25 protein-coding genes are annotated in these 26,914 nt (G+C 47.6%); 1 reads left to right on the top strand and 24 read right to left on the bottom strand.

Annotated features, from left to right (window positions below):
- Nucleotides 1–32: 32 nt before the first annotated feature.
- From SPTER_RS11210 to gpr, 23 genes are all read right to left on the bottom strand, one after another.
- Nucleotides 33–983 carry a PhoH family protein gene (locus tag SPTER_RS11210; protein WP_144350487.1) on the bottom strand — a complete coding sequence of 317 codons (951 nt, stop codon included), beginning with the start codon at nucleotides 981–983 and terminating at the stop codon, nucleotides 33–35.
- A gap of 23 nt (nucleotides 984–1,006) precedes the next feature.
- Complete coding sequence (gene yqfD, locus SPTER_RS11215) at nucleotides 1,007–2,224, bottom strand: sporulation protein YqfD (RefSeq protein ID WP_144350488.1); 1,218 nt, start codon at nucleotides 2,222–2,224, stop codon at nucleotides 1,007–1,009.
- Nucleotides 2,214–2,489: a sporulation protein YqfC gene (gene yqfC, locus SPTER_RS11220; protein WP_144350489.1), complete on the bottom strand. Its 276-nt coding sequence runs from the start codon at nucleotides 2,487–2,489 to the stop codon at nucleotides 2,214–2,216. The genes yqfD and yqfC overlap by 11 nt, the downstream gene beginning before the upstream one ends.
- Before the next feature lie 69 nt (nucleotides 2,490–2,558).
- Nucleotides 2,559–4,070 (bottom strand): ATP-binding protein, encoded by a 1,512-nt coding sequence (locus SPTER_RS11225; RefSeq protein ID WP_144350490.1) that lies wholly within the window; start codon nucleotides 4,068–4,070, stop codon nucleotides 2,559–2,561.
- A gap of 115 nt (nucleotides 4,071–4,185) precedes the next feature.
- A complete protein-coding gene (locus SPTER_RS11230) occupies nucleotides 4,186–4,578 on the bottom strand; it encodes a hypothetical protein (protein ID WP_144350491.1) in 393 nt (130 codons plus the stop codon).
- 12 nt (nucleotides 4,579–4,590) lie between these two features.
- Nucleotides 4,591–5,592 (bottom strand): flotillin-like protein FloA, encoded by a 1,002-nt coding sequence (floA, locus tag SPTER_RS11235; RefSeq protein ID WP_144350492.1) that lies wholly within the window; start codon nucleotides 5,590–5,592, stop codon nucleotides 4,591–4,593.
- Nucleotides 5,593–5,610: 18 nt separating this feature from the next.
- On the bottom strand, nucleotides 5,611–6,915 hold the full coding sequence (locus tag SPTER_RS11240) for an NfeD family protein (protein WP_144350493.1): 1,305 nt from the start codon (nucleotides 6,913–6,915) through the stop codon (nucleotides 5,611–5,613).
- Nucleotides 6,916–7,489: 574 nt separating this feature from the next.
- On the bottom strand, nucleotides 7,490–7,942 hold the full coding sequence (locus SPTER_RS11245) for a GatB/YqeY domain-containing protein (RefSeq protein WP_144350494.1): 453 nt from the start codon (nucleotides 7,940–7,942) through the stop codon (nucleotides 7,490–7,492).
- Nucleotides 7,943–7,962: 20 nt separating this feature from the next.
- A complete protein-coding gene (rpsU, locus tag SPTER_RS11250; protein ID WP_021167731.1) occupies nucleotides 7,963–8,139 on the bottom strand; it encodes a 30S ribosomal protein S21 in 177 nt (58 codons plus the stop codon).
- Between the two features lie 95 nt (nucleotides 8,140–8,234).
- Complete coding sequence (locus SPTER_RS11255) at nucleotides 8,235–8,582, bottom strand: histidine triad nucleotide-binding protein (protein WP_144350495.1); 348 nt, start codon at nucleotides 8,580–8,582, stop codon at nucleotides 8,235–8,237.
- Nucleotides 8,583–8,682: 100 nt separating this feature from the next.
- Nucleotides 8,683–10,008, bottom strand: a complete 1,326-nt coding sequence (gene mtaB, locus SPTER_RS11260; RefSeq protein ID WP_144350496.1) for a tRNA (N(6)-L-threonylcarbamoyladenosine(37)-C(2))-methylthiotransferase MtaB — start codon at nucleotides 10,006–10,008, stop codon at nucleotides 8,683–8,685.
- A gap of 2 nt (nucleotides 10,009–10,010) precedes the next feature.
- Nucleotides 10,011–10,748, bottom strand: coding sequence for a 16S rRNA (uracil(1498)-N(3))-methyltransferase (locus tag SPTER_RS11265; RefSeq protein WP_144350497.1), 738 nt, complete (start codon nucleotides 10,746–10,748; stop codon nucleotides 10,011–10,013).
- 12 nt (nucleotides 10,749–10,760) lie between these two features.
- Nucleotides 10,761–11,699: a 50S ribosomal protein L11 methyltransferase gene (gene prmA / locus SPTER_RS11270; protein ID WP_144350498.1), complete on the bottom strand. Its 939-nt coding sequence runs from the start codon at nucleotides 11,697–11,699 to the stop codon at nucleotides 10,761–10,763.
- Nucleotides 11,700–11,899: 200 nt separating this feature from the next.
- Nucleotides 11,900–13,042, bottom strand: coding sequence for a molecular chaperone DnaJ (gene dnaJ / locus SPTER_RS11275; protein WP_144350499.1), 1,143 nt, complete (start codon nucleotides 13,040–13,042; stop codon nucleotides 11,900–11,902).
- A gap of 21 nt (nucleotides 13,043–13,063) precedes the next feature.
- Complete coding sequence (gene dnaK, locus SPTER_RS11280; RefSeq protein WP_144350500.1) at nucleotides 13,064–14,902, bottom strand: molecular chaperone DnaK; 1,839 nt, start codon at nucleotides 14,900–14,902, stop codon at nucleotides 13,064–13,066.
- Nucleotides 14,903–14,939: 37 nt separating this feature from the next.
- Nucleotides 14,940–15,509 carry a nucleotide exchange factor GrpE gene (grpE, locus tag SPTER_RS11285; RefSeq protein WP_144350501.1) on the bottom strand — a complete coding sequence of 190 codons (570 nt, stop codon included), beginning with the start codon at nucleotides 15,507–15,509 and terminating at the stop codon, nucleotides 14,940–14,942.
- A 15-nt stretch (nucleotides 15,510–15,524) separates the two neighbouring features.
- The gene (locus SPTER_RS11290; RefSeq protein WP_144350502.1) at nucleotides 15,525–17,108 is read right to left on the bottom strand and encodes a TCP-1/cpn60 chaperonin family protein; all 1,584 of its coding nucleotides are present in this window, start codon (nucleotides 17,106–17,108) and stop codon (nucleotides 15,525–15,527) included.
- A gap of 14 nt (nucleotides 17,109–17,122) precedes the next feature.
- The gene (gene hrcA / locus SPTER_RS11295) at nucleotides 17,123–18,154 is read right to left on the bottom strand and encodes a heat-inducible transcriptional repressor HrcA (RefSeq protein WP_144350503.1); all 1,032 of its coding nucleotides are present in this window, start codon (nucleotides 18,152–18,154) and stop codon (nucleotides 17,123–17,125) included.
- 315 nt (nucleotides 18,155–18,469) lie between these two features.
- Nucleotides 18,470–19,612 carry a radical SAM family heme chaperone HemW gene (hemW, locus tag SPTER_RS11300; RefSeq protein ID WP_144350504.1) on the bottom strand — a complete coding sequence of 381 codons (1,143 nt, stop codon included), beginning with the start codon at nucleotides 19,610–19,612 and terminating at the stop codon, nucleotides 18,470–18,472.
- A gap of 11 nt (nucleotides 19,613–19,623) precedes the next feature.
- A complete protein-coding gene (lepA, locus tag SPTER_RS11305; RefSeq protein WP_144352869.1) occupies nucleotides 19,624–21,420 on the bottom strand; it encodes a translation elongation factor 4 in 1,797 nt (598 codons plus the stop codon).
- Nucleotides 21,421–21,505: 85 nt separating this feature from the next.
- The gene (locus SPTER_RS11310) at nucleotides 21,506–22,009 is read right to left on the bottom strand and encodes a hypothetical protein (RefSeq protein WP_144350505.1); all 504 of its coding nucleotides are present in this window, start codon (nucleotides 22,007–22,009) and stop codon (nucleotides 21,506–21,508) included.
- A 180-nt stretch (nucleotides 22,010–22,189) separates the two neighbouring features.
- Nucleotides 22,190–23,293, bottom strand: a complete 1,104-nt coding sequence (gene spoIIP, locus SPTER_RS11315) for a stage II sporulation protein P (protein WP_246105578.1) — start codon at nucleotides 23,291–23,293, stop codon at nucleotides 22,190–22,192.
- 110 nt (nucleotides 23,294–23,403) lie between these two features.
- Nucleotides 23,404–24,375 carry a GPR endopeptidase gene (gene gpr / locus SPTER_RS11320; protein WP_144350506.1) on the bottom strand — a complete coding sequence of 324 codons (972 nt, stop codon included), beginning with the start codon at nucleotides 24,373–24,375 and terminating at the stop codon, nucleotides 23,404–23,406.
- Nucleotides 24,376–24,529: 154 nt separating this feature from the next.
- On the opposite strand from gpr, the gene rpsT reads away from it, so the two are divergent.
- Nucleotides 24,530–24,799 (top strand): 30S ribosomal protein S20, encoded by a 270-nt coding sequence (rpsT, locus tag SPTER_RS11325; RefSeq protein ID WP_144350507.1) that lies wholly within the window; start codon nucleotides 24,530–24,532, stop codon nucleotides 24,797–24,799.
- 91 nt (nucleotides 24,800–24,890) lie between these two features.
- Here the strand turns inward: rpsT and SPTER_RS11330 are convergent, their stop codons facing one another.
- Nucleotides 24,891–26,588 carry an ATP-binding protein gene (locus tag SPTER_RS11330; RefSeq protein WP_144350508.1) on the bottom strand — a complete coding sequence of 566 codons (1,698 nt, stop codon included), beginning with the start codon at nucleotides 26,586–26,588 and terminating at the stop codon, nucleotides 24,891–24,893.
- Nucleotides 26,589–26,914: the final 326 nt, after the last annotated feature.

The raw sequence follows: 26,914 nt of genomic DNA on the forward strand, positions 1-26,914 counted from the left end.
CAGCATTATGAATAACGGCCGAATAGACATTCTTACTCTTGATTGTAATGTTCGTAAGCCTGGATGATTCGGCTGACTATCTCATGTCTCACTACATCGCTTTCGTTCAAATGGAGTACTGCAATACCTTGCGTTCCCGCCAGCACCGCCTGGGCATGTTTAAGTCCCGATTGCACGCCTCGTGGCAAATCAATTTGGGTTATATCACCAGTGACAACCATTTTTGAGCCAAACCCCATTCGGGTTAGAAACATCTTCATTTGCTCGGCAGTTGTATTTTGGGCTTCATCCAGAATGATAAAAGCATCTTCCAGTGTCCGTCCCCGCATATAGGCCAGGGGTGCCACCTCGATTATATTTTTAGCCATATACTTTTGTACAGTTTCGGCGCCCATAATGTCATACATGGCATCATACAACGGCCGTAAGTACGGATCAATCTTTTCCTGTAAATCACCAGGCAAAAAACCAAGTTTCTCGCCGGCTTCCACTGCCGGCCGCGTCAGAATTATTCTTTCCACATGTTTGTTTTTTAAGGAAAATACTGCCATCGCCACAGCAAGATAAGTTTTCCCGGTTCCGGCAGGTCCTATTCCAAAGGTAATGTAATTGTGGCGAATGGCCTCTAAGTACTGACTTTGTCCCAGGGTTTTTGGCTTAAGATGACGCCCCCGGGCTGTTACAAGCACTGTATCAGAAAACATTTGGTGCAGATAATCGGCCTGACCTGCCATAATCATGCGCAGGCTATATCTGACATCATGGTTTGTTACCGGATTTCCCTCGCGATACAGATAGATAAGCTCGTGAAACACACGCATAATTTGATCAACTTCAGCCGCTTCGCCATCAAGAATTACTTCTGTTCCCCTGGCAGTTATTCCGCTGGCAAAGTGTTGGCCAATCAACCCCAGATACTCGTCATTTCTGCCTAAAACAGCTACGGCTTCTTTTGTGTCGGCAAAGCTAATCCGCTTTTCCAAATAAGTAGTGCCCCCTAATTCTGTTATTGGGAAATATTTATAGTTTGCCCAATATCCTCAATTGTTTCCACATTCACTTTTACCCGGATAATATTCTCTTCCGGTGTTTTTAATATTTCATAGTTGCGTGCCAATATCTGTGCAGTTTCGGGAATAGTATTTTGTACCAGCTGAATCGCTTTAGCATGAGCCTCATCCCGTGCTTCAGTGGAAGATCGCACTGTTACATTTGAGTTAACTTCATAATATAGTTTTATAGTTGATTCGACAGCAATCTCACTATTCCTCCATAGCGGCAGCTGTTTATGTATAATCTCGCATTCAGACTCAGGAAATGGCTGGGCGGCGGCGGCATGAAACGTTACCTCACGGCCGCCGATTCTTAGTGTAACCTCAGCCTGGCGGTTGCCGGTACGGGCAGCGGTTTTTTGTTGTAATTCAGCTTCCGCATAACTTTCATACCAGATCCGGGCTTTGATAATTCCTTTGGCCCGGATAAGCTCCGGCGGGACACTGATGATAGGCGGCTGGCCTTCACCGGCAGCTGGTGCTGCCGGCGCCGGTATAAATCCTTTAATCAGTAAATCTCCTTTTTTTACAGTATCGCCTATTGTTACTGCCGGTTGTCCGGCTAAGGCAATAATCTCGGTAATTACACCGTCTTTTGTAGCCACAATATGGGCCGGCGCTTTAGTTTCCTGCTTGGGCATCGTTTTCTCAACAATTTCAATAACGGCCCGTGTACCGGTAAAATTGATACCTACCCAGGCCACTTCAGGCATATTCAATAATATTTCCCGTTCAATTGACTTGGTATTAAGGCCGCCTTTGACCGCCCCTGGCTTCAGACCGTTTTCCCTGGCAACATATCTTATTTCACTCTCCGACATATTTTTCAAGCCGGTAATATCAACAAACCAAACATAAGAAGACATTATATTCAGTAAAACAATAAACAAAACAGCGCCGGCAATGAGCATTTTCCTTCTTTTAGCCCGCTTTATCACAAAAGGAAAACCACGATGAGACAAAACCTGTATGCGGGTATTGCTCCGGAGTACCAGCGGACGGATTTTAAAAAAATCATCAAGACTGATCCAGGCGATTAGGTCTTCGTCAACTTTAGTTATACCCCATAATAATATTTGCTCGCTAATACAAAGATTGATAAACCGTTCCGGGATAATACCTGTTATCCGTATTTTCACAGCGCCGCGCAGGTATTTGGTATTAAATATCATATTTAACCTCCCGCACCATACCCTCTACCAGGATTTGTTCGGCCTGCAAATTGCCCAGTATCAGGCCCTCGCCGGTAACAAACAGCTCTCCTTGGTTAAGTTTAATCCGGACAAGTGAAGGGGTATACTCAATAATCCCTTTATGGTTTTCAACCAGCAATTGCTTATTCCCGAGCATGGTTATCCGCGGTAAATCCAGCACTATATCCTGCGGTATTTCAAGAAAACCGGCCAGCGACTGCAAATTCCCTTTTCGGCGCAACATGAAAAATCCCCCCTCATATACAAATGTATGCCAAAGTGCAGGCCCATTAGTACATGAACGGGGGAGTAATTAGCTGCGGCTTAAATATTCATCAAACTTGTGCACTTTTACAGGGGCGGCAAACCTCATATAATTGGTAGCTACGATCAGCTCGCCGCAATCAAGATTTTTTATCTCGTTACGCTGCTGCAGAATATCCTTCCGGCACATAGCCTCCAGTTTGCCCCGGTCAGATTTAGAGGCCAGGCCTAAAATAAACAAAGTGTTCAGTTGGGACAGCACTTTGTCGGCTAACAGGCGTGGCTGCTGGTCAACAACACATAAGCCGATATTAAACTTCCGGGCTTCGCTGACAAGCCGGGCAAAAACGTTTTGCGTGCTTTGTTCTTTCTTACCTAAAAAACGGTGCGCCTCCTCAAGTACAATTAAAACCGGCTTGGCAACAGCACGTTCGGCTTCAGATTTGTTGGCATAATGCAGCAGCATTTTTTTTGATAACAAAGTTGACAATGCCTGCTCACCAACAGGTGAGATATTTTTAAGTTCAACCAATACCACCTTGCCTTGTTCTAAATCCGACAGCAGCTGGCCAACGGCAGTCAGCCCGGCAGAGTCGCCGGTTTCCTCGTTAATATTTAACTCTTGTTCTAAATTCCAGCAAATACTTTTGATTTTGCTAATTGTCCGCGCCTGAAATTTCTGGCCGGTACAGCCGGCTATTTCTTCAATGATATCATCGGTTTCATATTTTAAAATATAATCCATCCAGCGCTCCTGCCATACAGAGGACAACTTATAGATAGCATCAAGCTGCGGTTCGCTGAAGGTCGCACAGGCTGTAATATCTTCAGGGTCAACCTCATTGTAATTGAGTGTGAGTTTGCGTACATTGGACCGCGCGGCTTCAGGGTTGGTATTATAAACCACCAAACGCTCATTCACCCGGGGATGCATCGATAAATCGCGATAATATTCATTATGAACATCAAAGATAAGCAGTCCATAGTTTTCGCTGTCAATAATTGAACTCGAAAGAACCTTCACCAGGTTACTTTTACCGGAGCCGGTTGTACCAAAAATACCAATATGTTCAGTGATCGCTTTGGAGCCGAAGATACCAACAGGTAATTTTAACACTTCCCGGCCACTTTTTAAATAGCCGATTTCCAGGTCGCCTCTCATTTCATTGAGTAAGGCTGTGTCATCGTTGGCTAAACCACGGACTTCACAGAAAAAATCCGGACAGGTTTTAGGGTTAAACAGCTGACCCATGGCATCGGAATAGCAAAGCTGTTCGGCAATCCCGATTTTGACAGTATGATTGCCACCCAGATAAAAATCAAGCTCTTCCTGATTAGCTATCTGTCCGTTTTCATCAAGCTTGCTCATTAAATAACTGACGCCATTCATGCCGGACCAGCGTGATTTAATTTTAAAGTCATAAGCCCGGATATAAAACCGGTCGTCATTTTTGCCTTCAACAACTAAAATATCGCCAAAATCCACATCCTGGTTAGGAGCTACGACAAATTCCATATAAGTGCCTTTAGCATAAGTGAGGCGTCCTTTGTACTCTGACATATGTTTGCCCCCCTGTTCATTAAATTTATTCGTGCATTTATTGTGTGTCAAAACAACAAAAAAAAAACAGGGGGTATTTTCCCTGTTTTTTATAATTTACCCGATTGCCCGATGTCTATTTAAATTGTCGCCAAATTGGCCGGTAAGCACGCGGCGGCTGGATTATTTCTGAAAAAATCAGGCCATTTTGCACCATTTGCGGCGTAACCCTGCCGTCCCAGGGCGAAACAGGCTCTGTAAAGTCAGGTATATTTACAGCTGGCGGAGCTGACGACAGGGGCAGCGGTTTTGGCGGTGTAACCCAGGTCTTAGGCACCGGTTCGGTAAGATAATCAGTTGCCGGGGGAGTATATGTATCTTTCGTTTGCAATGGCTCTATATCAACAGGTTGCGGTACTTTTTCCGGAATATCAGGATATTCATAGTCTTTAGGTTGTTTGCGCCGTTTTAACAACTCTGGCAAAAGGTACATTACCAGCAGTAACAGCAGCGGCATTAATAAATCCATGTTTTCACCAACCTATTTCTTAGGTTCATCAGCCTTGGGTGTCAAGTCAACCGGACCGGCTTTGGCAATGGTTTCACGCATCTGGGTGTCGGCCAGCACATTATTCATGTTATAGTAATCCATAACACCCATACGCCCTTCTTTTAAAGCAACAGCCAGGGCTTTGGGTACATCAGCCTGGGCTTCTACTACTTTGGCCTGCATTTCCTGCGTAAAGGCGCGCATTTCCTGTTCCTGGGCCACAGCCATAGCCCGCCGTTCCTCGGCTTTCGCCTGAGCAATGCGTTTTTCGGCTTCAGCCTGGTCGGTCATAAGCTCAGCACCAATGTTACGGCCAACATCAACGTCAGCAATATCAATGGACAGAATCTCAAAAGCCGTACCTGAATCCAGGCCTTTGGTCAAAACAGTGCGTGAGATATGGTCTGGGTTTGCCAGCACTTCTTTGTGATCATCAGTCGAACCAACGGTGGTAACAATGCCCTCGCCAACCCGCGCCAGGATAGTGGCTTCACCGGCACCACCCACCAGGCGGTCAATATTGGCTCTTACAGTTACCCGGGCTTTAACTTTAAGCTCGATACCATTTTTAGCAACGGCTGAGACAAATGATGTTTCAATTACTTTGGGATTAACACTCATCTGTACGGCTTCCAGTACATTCCGGCCAGCCAGGTCAATTGCGGCCGAACGTTCAAAGGGCAAGGGAATCTCCGCCCGATGAGCGGCAATCAAGGCATCAATAACCCGGTCAACATTACCACCGGCTAAATAATGAGCCTCAAGCTGGTTAACATTTACAGCCAGGCCTGCTTTATTGGCCTTGATTAAAGGCAGTACGATATTGCCGGGCGGCACCCGCCGGAGTCTCATGCCTACAAGGGTAAAGATACCAACATTGACCCCGGCTGCCAGCGCCGAAATCCACAGACCCAAAGGAACAAAATGCAGGAAAATGCTAATAGCAATGATCACCAGGGCTACTACAAAAACACTACCAATTAAAGCTGTCAAATGATTACCTCCTAATTTTTAAGTGTTTACAGGTCTTACAACAATGCGGTTTCCGGTTACACTCACCACCTTAACCAAAGTATTGGGTTCAATAAACTGACCCTCTGACACAACGTCAAGTTGAACGCCGTCTATAAGCAGGGCTCCGGCAGGGCGCAGCCCTGTTGACGTTATTCCTGTTTTGCCCAGGTAGAGGCTGTAATCTAGGCTGCTGCTAAAGCCGGCACTTTTCGTCTCGGCATCCTTTAAGATAAGCCGCTCCCATAATTTACTGGAAGGCAAACGCCTTACAATCAGCATGAACAAAGCCAGGGCAACAAGTAAGCTGATCGCCAGCATATTAATGGCGGCAATATCGGCCCCCAGCGTCAGGAACAGGCTGGCAAAAATGGCAATAATGCCAACAATACCAAATATCCCGGCCCCGGGTGTGTAAAGCTCCAGCAGTATTAGCCCAATGCCGCCAATGAACAGGACAATCTCCAGCCAGCCGGCAATCCCGGTAATCCACTGACTGCCGAAGAACAAAAGCGCCGCGCCCAAGCCAATGAGAGCTGCCACACCTAAACCGGCAGTTTTAATTTCAGCTAAGATTGCTAAAAATATGATAGACATTAAAAATGATTTTACCTTCGGGTCAGACAGCCATCCTGCCAGCTTTTCCTGCCAGCCCGGGGTATATTCCAGAACTTCTGTCCCTGCCAGGCCATAATTGGCCAATACAGTTTCCCGGTCCGGGGCTACGATGTCCGCATAACCTACCTTAGCCGCCTGATAGTCGGTCAGGGCCAAAATCTGACCGGGTTCGGCATAGTCCGGATAACCCTGGGCTTTGTCAACCATCGCTTCAGCCACCTTGGGATCCCGCCCTGTCCGGTTCGCGGTCGCCGCAAACTCAGCTTTTACGGCAGCTACTGTTTTTTCCGTTGTGGGTATTGGTTCAGCCGCCCCAATACTGCCGCCTGGTGCAATCGCAATATGTTTATGCGCTATGGCAATAAGTGCCCCGGCCGACCAGGCCCGGTTTTTTACATAACAAATTGTTGGCACCGGTGAATCAATAATCATATCCCTGATGCTGACCGCTGCATCCACCAAACCACCAAAAGTGTCAAGCTCAACCAAAACAGCCTGCGCCTGCTTACTGCGGGCATCAGCCATAGCTCTGTGCACAAGAGCCGCCTGCCCACCATTGATTTCACCCTTTATCGATATGCTGATGACAGGTCCGGCCTCGGCCCTTACCGGGCTGTCTATAGTAAACAGGGACAATAAGGCCGCAATGAATAACAGTACAAATTTTCGATAAACCGTATGCCGCATAGACTCACCTCAATCGCAGATTGATTATCCATTTAATTCGCTATTAGTTTATTCGGCAACAACTGCCAGCATTCCTGTTTTTAGCGTAAACAAATCTTATATGTCGAAAGTTTGAAAATTATTACTTATTCTAAACCCCTTGACTTGTCGATTCATGTATGTTATTGTCTTAATATAGTCTAGTGAAGCTTATGCAGCATTCTCTACCGCACTATTTGCAGCTAACCTGAAATATTTACCTATTACATTCACAACAATTAATGTTACTACTTTGTGGCAACTTATACATTACCAATCATAGCATTCCACAACACAACTCCACTAATGTATCTACCTCTTTTCCTGCAGTATAAGCTTTTTTACAATGAAAAATACTGGCTTCACTAACTAAAATAAGACAAGCACAGCTTGTCTTATTTTTTTACCCCCTCAGAGCATATAAAAAGCAATGCGGTGGTAAGGGATAAGAAAAAGCGCTACCCCAAGGGGACAGACGGCTTCTGCCGGGACTTGCCACAAGCCAAGTTTTCCAAAAACTAAAATCCGGCGCTGTTAACGCCGGATTTAATCTGTACTACTGATTTAAGAACTCCCTTACAACACTGCTTACCAGTTTGCCGTCAGCACGGCCTTTCACTTTTGGCATCAGTACAGCCATAACCTTGCCCATATCCTTGGCGTTCGCAGCCTGAGCCGCTTTAACAGCCTCGGCTACAAGAACGCGTACTTCTTGTTCGCTCAGTTGTTCAGGAAGGTACTGCATCAGAATGTCGATTTCACGTTCAATGGTTTCCACCAAATCAGGACGGTTACCTTTTTTAAACTCCTCGATCGAATCCCGGCGCATTTTGACTTCTTTAGCCAGTACATCTAGAACTTCCTCTTCAGCAAGTTCTTTCTTTTTGTCAATTTCTACATTTTTGATACTGGCACGTACCATTCTTATAACAGAAAGCCTGAGTTTGCCGGCTTCTTTGTCCTTCATGGCCTGCTTCATATCTTCGGTTAACTTGTCTTTAATAGACATGCAAATTGATACCTCCGAAACTAGTTAAACTTACGTTTACGAGCCGCTTCGGATTTTTTCTTGCGTTTTACGCTGGGTTTCTCATAATGCTCGCGTTTTCTTACTTCTGCAAGAACCCCGGCTTTTTGGCAAGTACGCTTGAACCGGCGGAGTGCGCTGTCAAGCGTTTCATTTTTGCCTACTTTAACTTCAGACATCTGATCTCCCTCCCTCCACTAGAACCATTACGAGGAAGTGTATTTGAATACATACACCTATCTATTATACACTAAAATTAGGAATACTGTCAATATTAACCTGGTGGCCAAGTCATAAAACGTCCACCAAGAATATGGAGGTGCAGGTGATACACGGTCTGTCCACCATTGTCTTTAGTATTGATGATGGTACGGAAACCATCTTCAGTTAACCCGGCAATTGCTGCTATTTTGGGAATTGCCGCCATTAACCGTCCGAGCATTGCGGCATCAGCCGGTGTCGCCTCAAGGATATTGGTAATATGTTGTTTGGGTATTACCAATAAATGAACGGGGGCGGCCGGATTTATATCGGGAAAGGCAATAATATCCTCATCTTCATAAACGGCTTTCACCGGGATCTCATTAGCCGCGATTTTACAAAATATACAGTCCTGCTGCATAGGTACTCCCCCCGCAGTAGATAGTAATATACATTTACCTTATAAAATATTCTGCCTAACTAGCTAAATTCCTGCCGAAAATATGGCAGGCAATTGAATTTTATTCAATTATTTCACCCCCGAGCCCGTCGGCCTGGATTTGTTTAAGCAGTACAGGCGCAACTCTGCCAATATCAGCCGGTCCGCCACAGGCATAAACACGGATGTAGTTTCCCGACAAGCCTGAAATTACTCCTTGATTTTCCTTGTTCTCAAACAATATTTCAAGTTTGTTGTTAAGGAACGACTGGTTAAAAGCAATTGTCTGCCTGTCGGCGATCTGCTGCAGGCGGTGTACCCGCTGTTTCTTTTCGGACTCGCTTACCTGGCCGGCAAAACCCGCGGCCGGTGTCCCTGTACGCCGCGAATAAGGAAATACGTGGATTTTGGCAAACTCCATTGTGCTGACAAAGGCCAGCGTACTGGCAAACATTTCTTCTGTTTCACCGGGAAAACCAACAATGATATCGGTAGTGACGGCAATGGAAGGTACCCGGGCTTTAATACCGGTAATTAGATTACGATATTCCGCTGTGGTATAGTGCCTGTTCATGGCTTTTAAAATCCGGTTATCCCCGGACTGCAGCGGCAAATGAAGATGCGGGCAAAGCCGCGGCTCGGTTTGTAGTAAAGCCACTAACCGGTCTGACACCTCTATCGACTCCAGCGAACCCAGGCGGAGACGCAGCAGTCCCCGGCCGCCGGCCGCCAGTACTGTTTGCACAGCATCAACCAGGGTTACTTCCGCCCCGTCCGCAGACGGAAAATCACGGCCAAAGGCACCAAGATGAATACCGGTGAGAACAATCTCAGTAAAACCTGCCGCCACCAGCTTTTCCGTCTCGGCGGCAATACTGGCAAGCGGCCGGGAGCGCAAAGGGCCGCGGGCATAAGGGATAATACAATAGGTGCAAAAATTAGTGCAGCCTTCCTGAATCTTAAGAAAAGCTCTGGTCCGGTCTGGTTTGGAAAAAAGTGGTATATCCTCAAATTCTTTGGCCTGCATAATGTCGGTAACCACATTAATCTGGGCGGTGCGCTGATTGGCTGCTGCCGCCTCTACCAGTTCGACAATACGGGCACGGTCCTGAGTACCCACAATAACATCCACGCCGGGAATAGCGGCTACCTGTCCGGGCGAAACCTGTGAGTAGCAACCGGCAACCGCAATGATTGCAGCCCCGTTTAGACGGCCGGCCCGGCGAATAAGCTGCCGGGATTTTTTTTCCCCCAGAGTGGTCACTGAACAGGTGTTGATAACATAGACATCAGCCTGGTCAGTGAACGCCACAACCTCATAGCCTTTATTTTTAAACAGCCCTTCCATTACTTCCGTTTCGAACTGATTTACTTTACAGCCCAGTGTTGTAAACGCCACCTGCGCCATAATCAGCCTCCTAAATCGCCGCACTCATACATAACAACAGTCAGCGCCGCAACCGCAGCTGTCTCGGTACGCATAATTCTTGGTCCCATGCTGACAACACTAACCCCGTTGGCCGCGCACAGGGCAACCTCAGCCGGGCTAAAGCCCCCTTCCGGACCGATAAAGAGACCATAAACAGGCCGGCCGGTTTTGCTAAGTACCTGTTTCAGGCCCTGCGGGGCTTGCCCTTCGTATAACATGATTGTACTGGCATTGGATATTTCCGGCTGTCCCAATACAGCCGCCAGGCGGGTAACAGGCAGAATCCGGGGAATATAACTCCGGCCACACTGTTTGGCTGCCTCGCGGGCTATTTTTTGCCAACGGACTACCTTATCAGCCTGTTTCTGTACATCGTATTTAACTATGCAATGTTCTGTTATTGCCGGAATAATACCATATACACCAAGTTCCACTGCCTTTTGAATAATATAGTCCATTTTTTCGCCCTTGCCTAACCCCTGGACTAACCATACTTTAACCGGCGGCTCAGTATGATCTTCCATAGCTTCAAGCAGTGTTAGCTGTACTGACTCTGCGCTTATCCGGATGATTTCAGCTTTGGCCGTTTTCCCGTCCGGAGCAGCAACCTGTACAGTGTCACCGCTGGCCATTCTCAGTACTAAAGCCATATGGCGAGCATCAGCACCCTCAATAAACACGGTACTGCTAAGCGGTACATTGATAAAGAAACGGCGCATCCAAGCGCCTCCTTAACGGCTGCCGCTGCCGGCCACAATAGCCACCCAGCCGCCTTCTTCAATAACCCGGTCAACAACAAACCCACTATCAATGAGGGCAGCAGTAACATCACCCAAACGGTCAGTTATAATGCCACTGCCAATAAATACGCCTTGATCGGCCAGCCTTATACGGACATCGGGCAGCATTTTAATAATGATGTCGGCAATAATGTTAGCTACGATCACATCGGCCTTGCCGGTTACACCGGTTAACAGGTCGCCCTGTGTGATTTCAACCTTGGCAGTGACGTTGTTAACGGCAATGTTTTCTGCCGCCACCTTCACCGCTACCGGATCAAGATCAACAGCCCGCACGCTCGCTGCCCCCAGCTTCGCCGCGGCAACAGACAAAATGCCGGAACCGGTACCGACATCAAACACAACCTGCTTGGGCTTAATAACATCTTCCAAACAGCGCACACACATAGCCGTAGTAGGATGAGTACCTGTACCAAAAGCCATGCCGGGGTCCAATTCGATAACGATGTCCCCTGCAGCCGGAAGATACTCTTCCCAGGACGGCTTAATTACAATATGCTCACTCACCCGCACCGGATGGAAGTATTCTTTCCAGGCTGAAGCCCAGTCTTCTTCCTGAACTTCCCGGCAGTTAATGTAGCCGCGGCCTTTGTCAAGATTATGCTCATGCAGACCGTTTATACGCTCTTCAAATTCGCGCAGCTTATCATCTAAAAGCTCATCAACAGGTAAGTAGGATTTGACCGTTACGACCTCTGGGTTGAGTTCTTCGGGAATGTCGCAATAATCCCAACTCCCAGAGCGGCGGTAGGCATTAATAAGTTCAGGGTCTTCGATGACAACCCCGCTAGCGCCCAACTCATGGAAAATATCAGCTACAGCTTCTGTAGCTTCATGGGAGGTTTGAATGCTGATTTCAGCCCATTTCATGCGCCATCGCCCCTTAAACTTCAATGATATGATCAATAATAAGTTACAGGAATTAAATAAAATCCCCGGCATGCTATCCGTAACCGCAGAAATCAGGCGGCTATTAATAGCATGTGAAAAAAATCTTTGTTACATTCATATATAGCACAGCCAATCAAGGTTTACTAACATTTATATTAGCAAAAAGCGCTTAACTGCTTTCAAATAGAGCCAAAGGCATCTTTAAATTTTTTAAAAAAGCCTTTTTCCTCAGAGGTAGGATCGGCACCACCTGCTTTGGCAAACTCTTGTAAAAGTTCCTTTTGACGATCAGTCAGTTTTTTCGGGGTTACTAGCTTAACGCGTACATGCTGATCACCGCGTCCATGACCGCGTAAATGGGGGATGCCTTTATCTTTTATCCGGAATACGGTCCCGGTTTGCGTACCCTCAGGGATTTTCAGCTTAACTTTACCATCCAGGGTCGGCACTTCAATTTCATCACCCAGTGTGGCCTGCACGAAATTAATCGGTACTTCACAAATAACATCATTGCCTTCCCGGGTAAACAGTTTATGCTGTTTTGCGAACAGATAAACATACAAGTCCCCGGGCGGGCCGCCCCGTTGCCCGGCTTCCCCTTCATGCGCCACTCTGAGCCTTGAGCCATTGTCAACCCCAGCCGGAATTTTGATTTTTATTTTACGTTTAACACGCAGTTTCCCCCGGCCGCTGCATTCTTTGCACGGGGTCTTAATGATTTTCCCTTCCCCGCGGCAGCGATCGCAAGCTCGCACGTTGACCATACGGCCAAAAGGCGTATTCTGCGTTACCTGAACCTGACCTGTTCCCCGGCAGTCAGGACAAGTTTCCGGATGTGTTCCCGGCGCCGAACCTGATCCCTGACAGCTGCCGCAATCCTCGGTCCGCGGCACCTGAATTTCAGTCTCCAACCCAAAAGCCGCTTCCTCAAAGCTGATCTCCATGTCGTACCGCAAGTCCGGCCCCCGTTCAGGCCCTGCATTCCGACCACCGCCAAACCCAAATCCCGCCTGCCCGAAAAACATATCAAATATATCGGAGAAACCGCCAGCGCCAGCGCCAGCACCGCCAAAGCCGCCGCCACCGTTAGCGGCATCGAACGCAGCATGACCAAATTGGTCATACTGCGCCCGGCGTTCGGCATTAGATAAAATTTCGTAAGCCTCGTTGACTTCTTTAAATTTTTCTTCGGCGTCCTTGGGGTTGTCACGGTTAACGTCAGGATGGTACTTGCGGGCCAATTTACGGTACGCCTTCTTTAAGTCATCTTCAGACGCCGTTTTGGCTACACCCAGCACTTCATAATAGTCTCGCTTACTCACTTCACACCATCCCAAAACAAATTATTTCTTTTCGTCGTCCATTACTTTATATTCGGCGTCAACCACTTTATCATCCGGCGGCGCCTCCTGCTGCCCCTGCGGGGCACCTTGTGCGCCTTCGGCCTGAGCATTCGCCTGATACATAGCTGCCGATAGTTCATAAAGTGGTTTGGTAAGTTCTTCAGTGTCAGCTTTTATTGCTTCAAGATCACTGCCTTTCAAAGTCTCCTTGAGTTTGTCAGCCGCCTGCTGCACCTTTTCGACCAGGGCTTTGTCAGCTTTATCGCCAAATTCATTAATCGTCTTCTCTGCATTATATACTAAAGAATCGGCATTGTTGCGCACTTCAACCTCTTCTTTGCGTTTTTTATCTTCAGCAGCATGAGACTCAGCTTCTTTTACCATTCTTTCTACCTCATCCTTATTAAGACCGCCGGAAGAAGTAATAGTAATCTTCTGCTCTTTACCTGTGCCTAAATCTTTGGCCGATACATGAACAATCCCATTGGCATCAATATCAAAACTTACTTCAATACGCGGCACACCGCGGGGGGCCGGCGGGATACCGGAAAGTTCAAAACGTCCCAGCGTCTTGTTATAAGAAGCCATTTCCCTCTCACCCTGCAGCACATGAATATCAACAGACGGCTGATTATCCGCAGCCGTTGAGAAGGTCTGGCTCTTGGAGGTCGGAATCGTAGTATTGCGTTCAATAATTTTGGTAAATACCCCGCCCAGGGTTTCAATCCCCAGGGACAGTGGGGTAACGTCCAGGAGCAATACATCTTTTACCTCGCCCACAAGCACACCGGCTTGAATAGCAGCACCAACAGCCACACACTCGTCCGGGTTAACGCCTTTATGCGGCTCTTTGTTCAGTGATTTTTTAATGGCTTCCTGTACAGCCGGAATCCGGGTTGAGCCACCCACAAGAATAACTTTGTCAATATCCTTCGCCGCTAAGCCGGCATCACTCAAAGCCTGACGGGTTGGCCCCATTGTAGCTTCCACAAGATCGGCAGTCAATTCTTCAAATTTTGCCCGGGTCAGGCTGATGTCCAGATGTTTGGGACCGGTTTGGTCGGCAGTAATAAAGGGCAGATTAATATTAGAAGTCAGTACACCTGATAATTCAATTTTGGCTTTTTCGGCGGCTTCCCGCAGACGCTGCATGGCCATACGGTCGTTGGCCAAATCTATTCCCTGCTCTTTTTTGAATTCAGCGACCAGCCAGTTCATGACCCGCTCGTCAAAATCATCACCGCCCAGGCGGTTATTGCCACTTGTGGCCTTAACCTCAAAAACACCATCACCCAGTTCAAGAATGGATACGTCAAACGTACCGCCACCCAGGTCGAACACCAGGATAGTGTGGTCGTTGCCTTTATCCATGCCATAGGCTAAGGCAGCAGCGGTAGGCTCGTTGATAATACGGAGCACTTCCAGGCCGGCAATCGCACCGGCATCTTTTGTGGCCTGACGCTGACTGTCGGAGAAATAGGCAGGGACAGTAATTACCGCCTGCGTAACCTTTTCCCCTAAATAGGCTTCCGCGTCTGATTTTAGTTTTTGCAGAATCATTGCCGAAATTTCCTGGGGAGTATAGTCCTTACCTTCAATATTGACTTTATAAGCAGTGCCCATATGGCGTTTAATCGAACTAACTGTGCCATCAGGATTGGAGACTGCCTGCCGCTTGGCAATTTGTCCGACCAGGCGTTCACCATTTTTCGAAAAACCAACTACTGAAGGGGTAATACGGCTGCCTTCCGGATTAGGAATAACAATAGGCTCGCCGCCTTCCATTACAGCTACTACTGAGTTAGTAGTACCAAGATCAATACCAATTACTTTTGCCATTGTACATTTCCCCCTTAAATAAACTGTTAAACTGTTCTTAACTGTTTGCTACTACTTTTACCATACTGGGACGGATTAACCGGCCGTTGACTTTATAGCCTTTTTGCAGTTCTTCGATGATTATGCCGTCAGGCTGACTCTTATCCTCAACCCGCATGACAGCCTCATGCAAACCCGGATCAAATACATTGCCCACAGCACTAACCGGTTCTACACCTAATTGGCAAAGGGCATTGTTTAACTGCCGGAATATCATTTGTACGCCTGTTGCCAGGGTATCGACATCGGCCGGAGTACTGGCAGTTGCCCGTTCAAAATTATCAACAACCGGCAAAAGTTCGCAGACTACCCGTTCAGTCACAACGGCTGACAATTCTTCTTTTTCTTGCCTGGTCCGCCGCCGGAAATTATCAAAATCGGCCTGCAGCCGCTTATACCTGTCTGTCATTTCCTCAAGTAAGCGGCTTTTTTCATTAAGTGCAGACATAAACTGCTCTACATCCGCGGGATAAAAGCAGATTTCAGGATTATCGCCTGCCGCTTCGTCAACGCGGTCTGTTTCCTGGTCTATTTCGCCCGGAACCTGTTCTTTTTCATTATCTGCCATAAAACCCACCTCCTGTTAAAAATCAGGCATAGCACTATCGGCAGCGCCTGCCTTCTGGGCATTGGCCCCTTCTTCTTTTTTCTTGATAATAGTATCAATACGTAAAATAGCAACAGCGACTTCGCCGGCAGCTTTAATCGCATGCAGTTTTACCGGCACAGGGTCAACTACCCCCCGTTCCAGCATATCAGCCACTTCCCCGGTATCACAGTCTATGCCCAGTGAGTCGCAGTTTTGCGTAGTTTGTGTAGTAACGGCTTCCTCCACTTTCTCCAGCGGGTTAAAACCGGCATTTTCTACGATCTGAGACAAGGGCTGCTTGAGCGCATTGGTTACGCAATCAAGACCGTAAGCCGCCATGCCTTTAAGGTTATCCCGGTATTTGCCAACTTCCCTGGCCATAGCAACCTCAATCGAACCGCCGCCCGGCACATAACCGCCCTTCACCGCAGCCTGCACACTTGCCGCCGCATCTTTAGCAATGCGTTCCCGTTCCCCCACTACCTCTTCCGTGGCGGCCCCGACCAAAATCGTGGCCATCGGCTTGCCATTGCCGCCGATAACCCGCACTTGCTCCAGCTTTTCATCCTGATACACCTTGTCAGCAGTACCCAGATATTTTTCAATATCAACCGGCTCTTTTTTCAAGCCGGTCCGTTTGATCAGCCGGGCACCGGAGTGATCCGCGACCCGGCGCAGGTCTTTGGCGGATACACGTTCAATAACCAGAATGTTGGCATCTGTGAGAATTTCCTCAGCGGCACTATGTACGCCCCGGTCCACCATGACAACATTAACGCCCAGGCTGACAATTTTCTGGACATTTTTTTTGAATTCGTCCTGAAGTTCGATATAACGCTTAAAACCAGCTTCCGTGCTTAACGCCTCATCTTCAATCTCTTCAGGTTCAAGGGCATCATCAATCAGCAGCAGTTTGGCGCAGGTTACAGCTTCCGGCATTTCCTGCGTCATCCGCTCCTGATCAACGACAACGCCCATAAATACCTCGTTATTGGCCCCGGCTTCAGCAGTAATAATCTCCGATAACTTAAAATTGTATTCATTGAGCTTTTCCACACCAATCAGCCTGGCTGCCTCAACTACCAGATCAGCAATATCCACATGCTCCCGGCCGGCAATCATGGCAATACTGCGCAGGATTGGATCATTAACCTCTGTAATTGTGCGGGCCCGTTCTTTCACGCCAGTGAGGACCTTAGCCACACCATATTTAATGCCTTCAATCACTCTGGCCACAGGTACCCCGCGCATGACCTGGCTTACGCCTTCCGAGACCAGGCTGCCTGCCATAATTGTCGTCGTGGTTGTACCATCGCCGACCTCTGCCTGTTGGGCTTTGGCAGTATTAATCAACATTTTAGCAGCCGGATGATTGACATCCATTTTATCCAAAATGGTAACACCGTCATTGGTAATAATAACCTCACCAAAGCGATCAACAAGCATCGTATCAAGCCCTTTGGGCCCGATAGTGCCTTCGACAGCCGCAGTGATTGCCCTTACAGCATTAGCGTTCGTTAACAGAGCGGCCAAACGTTCATCCACGTCAGCCCCACTGCCTGCTTGCTTTAGATTCATGTAGTTCCCCCTTATCACAACACCTTGTATTTTTTCAAAATTTCACCTAAATGGCGTTGCATAAACTTAAGCACAGACATAGTTTTGCCATATTCCATTCTGGTTGGACCAAGCACCGCCACAGTACCCACCACCTGGCCGTCAATGCGGTAAGTGGCCTGCACAACACTGCAGTCATGAATACCTGTATATTTATTCTCCTGGCCGATAGTAACAATGACACCATCACTATTGGGCATGTGGAGAATATCGCTTAACAAAGTGTCTTCTTCAAACATAGTTAATAAACCTTTAACTTTATCAACATCACGGAATTCAGGCTGATTGAGCATCTGTGTTGTGCCGCCAAGGTAAACCTTGTCGTTCTTGTCGGCAGTAAGCGCCTGCTTTAAGAGGGTAACTGCCTGTTCAAAAATCTGCGGATCAGGCATGATATCGTTTTGAATAGCTTTTAAAACCGGCGTTGTTATCCGGTCAACAGCCAGACCTCCCAAACGGGAGTTTATCACATTAGCCACCCGGCTCAGGTCCTCATGGTGGAGCCCCTCAGGTATTTCAATAATCTTATTATCCAATAAACCGGTATCAGTGACAATCACAACAATTGACCGACGTTCATCCAGCGGCAAAAACTGGAGATACCGGAAAGTACACTGCGACATCTGCGGCGCCAGTACCATGGAGACATTTTGCGTCATACGCGATAAAATTTTTACCGTCTCCTGAAATACTTCTTCAATTCGCCGGGCTCGCGTGTAGTACCAGTTATCGATAAGCGCAATGTCTGAATCGGAAATCTGGGGGGGCGCCAATAAACAGTCAACATAAAAGCGATAGCCTTTAACGGACGGTATCCTGCCGGCCGAGGTATGCGGTTGCTCAAGATAACCTAAAAACTCCAAATCCGCCATCTCGTTACGGATAGTAGCGGGGCTAATCCCGAGATTATATTTACGCGCAATTGTCCGCGAACCAATAGGTTCTGCCGTTGAGATATAATCATCAATAATAGCTTGCAGGATTTGCCGTTTTCTTTCATCCAGCACCGGCTCTCCCCCCCTTACTGTTAGCACTCATGTCGGTTGAGTGCTAATGCCTATTAAAAAAATACCACTCCTTGGGTTTAATGTCAAGATACTAGTGTCTTGACCACATTATCTTTTTAGTTTGCTGACGGCCAAAATGGCAAACGGCGGCGTCAGCCCCTCCTGACAGACCCCTGCCAGTCTGCGTCGTCGGTGCTTCCTTGCCCTTTACCATTTGTCTCGCCCTAAAACTAACATCTAATTTTGCCAAGCCACGAGTATGTCATCTTTCTTAAAACCGCTGGAATAGATTGCGGAGATTTTTTCTGTTTGCCCTCAGTGATCATCAATAAAAGCGGCAAAGACAAGATTGCTGAACTTCATGCCTTTGTCAGTCAGCCATACCCGGCGACCATTTGTCGCCAGCAATTTTTGCTGGCGAAGCTCATTAAAGGTATGAGCGAAATGTATGAAGAAATCGAGATGAAACTGCCGGGTAAAATCCGCAGCTTTCAGCCCCTGGGTGGTGCGTAAAGCCAGAAAAATATATTCGGCTATAGCCTGTGCCCTGGTCAGTTTTTCCCGCATAATGACCGGTGAGCTGCCGGCTTTGATGGCCCGGATGTATTCTTCAATCGCCGGCACAGCACTTGTCCGCTCACCGTTTACAAAAGAATGGGCGGCAGCCCCCAGACCTAAATAGGGCTGATAATGCCAATATTTGAGATTATGGCGGCACTCCCGGCCCGGCCGGGCAAAATTAGAGATCTCATAACGCCGCAAGCCCTGGCCGGGTAAAACTTCAACCATTAGATCATACATTGCCTCCTCGGCTATTTCGTCCGGCAACGCCAATAAACCCTGATCATAAGCTGAACAGAACGGTGTTCCCGCTTCCAGCTTCAGTCCGTATACCGACAGATGGGCAGTCTCTAATGCCGCCGCCTGCTCCAGTTCCCGGGCAAAGCCTTCCGCCCGCTGCCCCGGCAGGCCATACATCAAATCAATACTAATATTAGTAAACCCGGCCCGATAGGCATAGTCCAGTGCTGCCAGCGTGTCTGCCGTTTGGTGAATTCGCCCCAGGCGGGCCAGCAAACTGTCGTTAAAGGACTGGACACCGAAACTAAGCCTGTTGATTCCGGCCGCTTTCAACACTGTTAACTGATTTTTGGTTACAGTGCCCGGATTAGCTTCCATACTAATCTCGGCCTCACGCTGTATGCTAAAACTGCGATCAAGTGCAGTCATAATCTGCGTCAGCAGCTGCACAGGCAGCAGACTGGGGGTGCCGCCGCCAATATAGATGGTGTCCACAGCCGGCTTACATAACAGACCGCCCTGTTCAGCAATCTGCTGGCACAAGGCGGCAGTATAAGCAGTGAACAAATGTTCCGCGCCGGCATAAGAGGCAAAGTCACAATAAAAACACTTTTGCCGGCAAAACGGTACATGAAGATACAGGCCAAATTCATTCATTGCGCTACCCTTTAATCCATTTTCAATATCGCCATAAAGGCTTCCTGCGGAACTTCCACATTGCCAACCTGCTTCATCCTTTTCTTGCCTTCTTTTTGCTTCTCCAGAAGTTTGCGCTTACGGGTAATATCGCCGCCATAGCATTTGGCAAGCACATCTTTGCGCATCGCCCGCACTGTTTCCCGCGCGATCACTTTGCTGCCAATTGCCGCCTGAATCGGGATTTCAAACATCTGGCGGGGAATAATTTCCTTTAACTTCTCGGCCAGCTGCCGGCCGCGCTGGGTGGCCCGGTCACGGTGGACAATTACGCTGAGTGCGTCTACCGGGTCGCCGTTAAGCAGGATATCCAGCTTAACGAGGGCTGAGGTCTGATATCCCAGCAATTCATAGTCCAGCGAGGCATAGCCGCGGGTCGACGATTTCAATTTATCGAAATAGTCAAAAATTATTTCACTAAGCGGCAGGTGATAGGTCAGCATGACCCGGTTGGCATCAAGATACTTCATGTCCTTGAACGCACCCCGCTTCTCCTGGGATAATTCCATAACGGCGCCAACATAGTCGTTAGGAACCATTACGGTAGCTTTAACGTAAGGTTCTTCGATACGGTCAATCTCCTGCGCTGTTGGCAGCTTTGACGGATTTTCAATCTCAAAAACTGTGCCGTCGGTTCTAAACACACGATAAATAACACTGGGGGCAGTGGTGATAAGCGCCATGTTATATTCCCGTTCCAGGCGCTCCTGAATAACATCCATATGCAGCAATCCCAGAAAACCGCAACGAAAGCCAAAGCCCAGCGCGATTGAGGTTTCTGGTTCAAAAACCAGCGATGCGTCATTTAACTGCAGTTTATCCAAGGCGTCACGTAAATTCTCATAATCAGAACTATCTACCGGATAGAGGCCGCAGTATACCATTGGCGTAATTTTGCGGTACCCCGGCAACTGGGCGGCTGCCGGCCGCTCAGCACTGGTCACAGTGTCGCCAACCCGGGTATCTTTTACATTTTTAATGCTGGCGGCAATAAAGCCGACCTGACCAGGCCCCAATGCTTTCACATTAACCAGAGACGGCCGGAAAACGCCAACCTCAGTCACCTCAAATACTTTGTTTGTTGCCATCATTTTAATCTTCATACCGGGTGTAATCGTACCATTCATAACCCGGACATAGACAATTACGCCTTTATATGAATCAAAATGAGAATCAAAGATAAGCGCACTGAGCGGTTCGTCCGCTTTACCGGCCGGGGGAGGAACTTTTCTGACAATAGCCTCTAATATTTCTTCAATGCCAATCCCGGTCTTCGCACTGGCCAAAACGGCATCACTGGTATCTAACCCGATTACCTCTTCAATTTCACTTTTTACCCGTTCCGGTTCGGCACTGGGTAAATCAATTTTATTAATGACCGGAATAATCTCAAGATTATGTTCAAGCGCCAGGTAAACATTAGCCATCGTTTGCGCCTCTATTCCCTGGGCGGCATCAACCACCAGCAGCGCGCCTTCACAGGCGGCCAGACTGCGGGAAACCTCATACGTAAAATCAACATGCCCCGGAGTATCAATCAAGTTGAGCATGTACGTTTCACCGTCTTTTGCTGTATACGACAACCTCACAGCCTGAGCTTTAATCGTAATGCCCCGTTCGCGCTCCAGTTCCATCTGGTCTAAAACCTGGTTTTCCATCTCACGGGCAGAAAGAGCTCCTGTGTATTCCAACAACCGGTCGGCAAGGGTTGACTTGCCATGGTCGATGTGGGCAATGATTGAAAAATTACGAATATGTCCTGTATTCATCAAACTGGGGCTCCTCCCTGGTATAATCTGCAATTTTAACATATTTCTCTAAATTATACCATCAGCCGCCCGCTAACTGCAAGCTCTACCTGTATTCGCGAATCGTTTCGTCCAGTTTGTGTATGGCGGCCTGCGTCTTTTCCCTGACCTTCTGCAGGACAGCTTCTACATAAGGTCTGGTTTGATGCCAATATTCGCTGATTTTTTGTTTAGCGGAAACTGCTTCTTCGACAAACTGCTTATGCCAGATATCAAGCCAGTACCATATACGCCCTCCGTCTATCTTTACTTGCGTGGGAATGGTAATTGTCCGTTCAGCAACCTGCAGCACCAGACTGCGTTGCTCGGTGAGGGAAATATTGCCGAAGGAGTAAACACTCTCCAGGGTCAAGCCATAACCAAATGCATAGGCCGAATATACATGCTCCTGATTGCGGCCGATATAAAAGAACCGCTCCTGCCCCGGCCGCTGGGTAAGGGTGCCAAGCTGGTGTTCAGCCACACCCACACCAATCACGATAATAGTCAGCAAAATGAGCAGGCCCCGGGCGATGATCCCGGCATCGCTTGCCGCTACCCGTTCGAACACGGCACTCCTCCTTATCTATAGCAAGTACCGTGTCAACCCTAAGCCTGTGGATACTGACGGGATATTTTCCGTAATCCTGCGTTGTCGTCAATCGGCATACATCCGGTATGCCTCCTTCCTCCGCCTTGTTTTACGAAAAAAGCCGCGCCATTAGCCTACAGTTTTAAGGTTGTCAAGGTACTAGCGATTTTCAGCAAGTATTTCTGCCAGCACGCCGCCAAGTATCTCCATACTGCGCACGGCCTCCTCTTTGCTGCTTTCCTGTGAGCCTACCTCAATTAATAAAGCCCGGGGATGAAGATGCTGGTTATAGCGCCACTCCACCATTTGCAGGCCACGGCAGATCCCGGGATATTTGGCATTGAGTCTGGCATCAATCAGTTTGGCAAATGCATGATTTTGCTGCCAGTGCGGTTGAGGCAGATCCTGCTGACCGGTGGCTACAACAATAGTAATTTTAGCCATTGGCACACCATCAAAGACGGCAGTTACATTTTCTCGCTTGTCAGCATCCCGGTGAATGTCAAATATCATTTGTATAGAAGGATTCTCTGCCAATATTTTTTGCGCTGTTGCTTCCGACGGGCCATAGGCTTTCATGAAACTTGGGTAGTCATGAATAGTTGCATTGTGAATGGTTGTAACCCCTTCTTTTTCCAATTGCTTGGCCAAAGCCACGCCAACATCAACTATATCACCGCGCTGGCCGCCCGGTCTGTGCGTAACCCCGGAATTGGGTAAAAAAGCTTCGGCGGTGTGAGTATGATAAATTGCCACTAACGGTTTATCACTGCTTATTGTAGTTTGCGTATCAAATTTCGGGAAATTCGGCAAACTGGCTGCACTCACAGTTGGTGCACCGGTATTCTTAAAAGCCAGCATAAAAGGTATTTCCTGCGAAAATAGCGAACGCAAGTCTTGCACATCAATGCCGGAAAAGAGTAACACCAGCCTGCGGGTAATGGTTTCCCTATTTAATTCAGGCGTTATTTTTACTGCCGGTTGTGGCTGAGCTGCCCTGGACAAACCGGGAATGCCTGAAAAAAGCACGTCCTTTCCTTTGGGCCACAAAGAAGGTATATATTGATCATAATAGACTGAACCGCTGACAGGAATGGCACTTGTTGTCAAATTCAGATAGGTGGCTATCGATAGTCCGCTCGCCAGCAGCAGCATAAAACCTATTAATACCATATGAAAAAGCTTTGAGGTACCGGGCACTTGCAGTAACTGCTGCCAAATCCTGTTGAGCGTGCTTTTTTTCCGCGCTTTTCTTGTTACCATTGCCGCCTCCGCCAGACTCCCAACCGGGTTGTCTCTTGATAATTTTGTTTACATACAATGTATATGCCCGGCGGTGCGGCGATATTACAATTATCAGCGGACTAGCTGTATCAATGCAGATACATGTGAATATTGTCGTAATCAATATTAGGGTGCATAGCCTGGTTTATTCCACCGGCGACGACGGCGGCAATATCCTCGATCAGCCTGTCAACCTCTTTAGGCGTTACCATAAGATCGCCCAGCATTTCCGGCAGCACCTGACGGACAATTGTCTGGCGGTCTTGATCAGACAGGTTGGCCATACTCTTAAAATATCTGCCAAAAGCAGCATGCTCCTGTAAAGTATTAATCGTATCCATCGCAATGGTGGAGGCATGTACGACGGTAGGCACGCCAAGGGCAACAACAGGTACACCGAGCGTGGCCTCGGTAAGGCCAAACCGTTTGTTCCCGACACCGGAGCCAGGATGAATTCCGGTATTGGCCAACTGTATCGTAGTGATTACCCGATGGCTGGAGGCCGCAGCCAGCGCATCAATCGCAACTACTAAGTCAGGTTTAATATTGCCGACAATACCCTGAATGATCTCGGCGGTCTCCATACCGGTTATGCCCAGCACACCAGGGGCAATCGCGCATACGGACCGCACTCCGCCTTTAAGCTCAGGTGACAGCAACTCCTGCAGATGGCGGGTTACTACTATTTTATGGGCAGCCCGCGGTCCCAGGGCATCAGGAGTAACATTCCAGTTGCCAAGCCCGACAATCAATACCGTGGCGTTACGCGGCAGGTTAACCATTGCAGCCAGTTCTGTGGCTAATATATTCATTATTTTTTGCTGTAAGGGGGTATTTTTATACCGCAAGCCCGGGGCTTCAATCGTAATATAGCTTCCCTGGGCCTTTCCCATCATGCGCTCGGCCTCAGGTGTGCTGATATTGACCCGGTTTATAATCAGATCCTCATCTTCACTGGTCTCAACCAGCACTCCCGGAATATCCTCCCGCACCTGCTTTGTTAACATTTCCCGTGCCTCTAACGCCAAATCGGTCCGAACTGTACTGAACAGCTGCTCCATACAATTTTCTCTCCTTTATGCCTGAATGGTTCAGACCTATCTTATCCGGAAAAAAAGCTGGCTATACGAACCTTGTTTTACTTTTATTTGCTTGCTTTTTCCTGCCGTCCATGCTAGAATAGTTCAGTAATATGTACATAAGGAGGTGAATTACTTGCCAAATATTAAAGCATCTGAGCGCAGCGTAAAAACTGACGCTGAACGGCGTGCCCGCAATTATTCGGTAAGATCAACAATTAAAACTTCTATCCGTAAAGTGGAGGAAGCTGCACATGCCGGCAAAGCAGATGAGGCCAAGACCCTCCTGACTCATGCCGCAAGCGTTATTGACAAAGCTGCCGCCAAGGGCGTTATTCATAAAAATGCCGCAGCCCGTAAGAAATCCCGCCTTGCCCGTAAAGCAAGTGCTACGCAACAAGCTTAGCTACAACTACTAAAACCCTGTTCACTGCGCAAAGTGAACAGGGTTTTTATTTGGTTTGCCGGCCGCCTGAAGGACTTGGCACTCTAACCTGTCAGGAAACTTTTAGGGGGAAGGTGACACGTACAGCCGTCCCGGCACCTACCGTTGAGTCAATAGTTAAATCAGCATTATGCTGCCCGGCAATACTGAGACAAACGGCCAACCCCAGTCCGGTGCCATTCCCTTTGGTGGTATAAAAGGGCTCCATGACCTTTTTCAGCCTGTCCGGCGGGATACCGCAGCCATTATCCTGGGTCTCAAGGCAGATGTATTCATTAATATGGGTTGTCCTGATAACAATCCGGCCAGCGGCAGCTATACTCATAGCCTCTGCTGCGTTCCGGTACAGGTTCAGTACAAGCTGTTTAATTGCTTTCTTATGCAGCAGTAGATCAGGCAGCCCGGCCTCCAGCTCCAATTCGACCAGGATACCGTTTTTCACAGAATCGGCATAAAGGAGCGGTTGCAAAGAGGTTATGATTTCGTTTAGATTACACAGCTCTTTGGCCACTGTCCGGCTTCTGGCCAGAGAAAGAAAATCCTCAATTATGCTGTTCGCGCGGTCCAACTCACTTATCAGGATATCATAACGGTCCCTGTCACCTGATTTTTTTGACATAAACTGTAGATAACCCCTAACGGTTGTCATCGGATTGCGAATTTCATGAGCAACACTGGCAGCCATTTCCCCCACTAAATTCAGCCGGTCCAGCTTTTCCAGTTCACCGCGCAGCGATTCCCGTTCCGTTATATCGCCATATACCCCCAGGGCACCTAACACGGCATTGGTTTCGGCATGATAGAAGCGGATTGCCGTTGCCAGCCATATTTTACCGGCAAAGCTTATTGTTTGCTGGACAATCGTTTCCCCTTTAAGGGCCCGGATTAATACAATATCCTCCTCATTAATCCCCTCTTTTTGCAGCATATGGATGGCCGATGTGCCAAGCATGGTTCCGTTTACGTGTAAATGCCTGTTCATGTTGGCATATTCCTGATTATGGGCAGTTATGATACCGTCACTATCCACCACAACGACCGCAAACGGACTAGCATTGATGAGTAGCTTAAGCTTTTCTGATTCTCCTAAATATTTATTCCGCAGCCCGATCACCGTATCAAGTACCGGCAATAGTTGCGGAAACTCTGCCAGGGCTTTATGCCCGTCATCTTCCTCGGATATTTGCGCCACTAACTGCTTAATGGAAGAATTAAAACGGCGAAAGAAAAAAATAATAACGATCATCACCGCCAGCCAAATTCCAAGTGAAAACAAAATCCATTGCTGTATACTCTTTGTATATAATAAATGAATATCTTCAATTTTGGTATTGGCCCAGGTATGGCCGACTAGTTTCCCGTTTTGAACAATCGGATAGGTGGCCGCAAGAATTGGCTTTGGCCCCCAGTTGGCAGATCGCATTTGCAGAAAAACATCCGGTTCACCATAGTTATATACTTTCAAACCAAGACTTTGATAGGCAGGTTCGGTGATAAAGTCCTCGCTGAAACCAGGGGCTAAGGCGATCCGCCTTACCAGATCACGCGACACAATACCAATACCATAATTCGGATACGCACTGGCGATGCTTTCCGTTATCGGCTGCAGATATTTATTTAAAACAAGTGCTTTCTGTTCATCAGATAATTGAACGGCATTCTCGCTGAGCAGAATATCGTCAAAATTCAAGGTAATTCTCCGCCCGATTAACGTCGCCAGGTTAACTAACTCTTCTTCCTTCTCCAGCATAATATACTTCTTTTCCTGCTCTGCTGTATAAAAACCAAAACTTAAAAGCGGCACTAATAGAATGATACTTATGATTATACAAAATTTTTTTAATAAAATTCCCTCAAACAACCAGGCACCTCATTTTCATAATTATCCATACATAAACTACGGATGTAACCGGCGAAGCAGGAGATTCTTGCAGTAAAGGACAGGGATTTGTATTGACGCTTCCCCTCTTTATAGTATATTATTTTTTTCGAATAAATCATTGCATTTTTAAAACTATTATCTTATAATGTAAATTTTGGTATAATAGTAGTGCTTGTTTTTTCAGTACTGCTCAC

It is taken from the genome of Sporomusa termitida (assembly GCF_007641255.1).
Classification (GTDB): Bacteria; Bacillota; Negativicutes; order Sporomusales; family Sporomusaceae; genus Sporomusa; species Sporomusa termitida.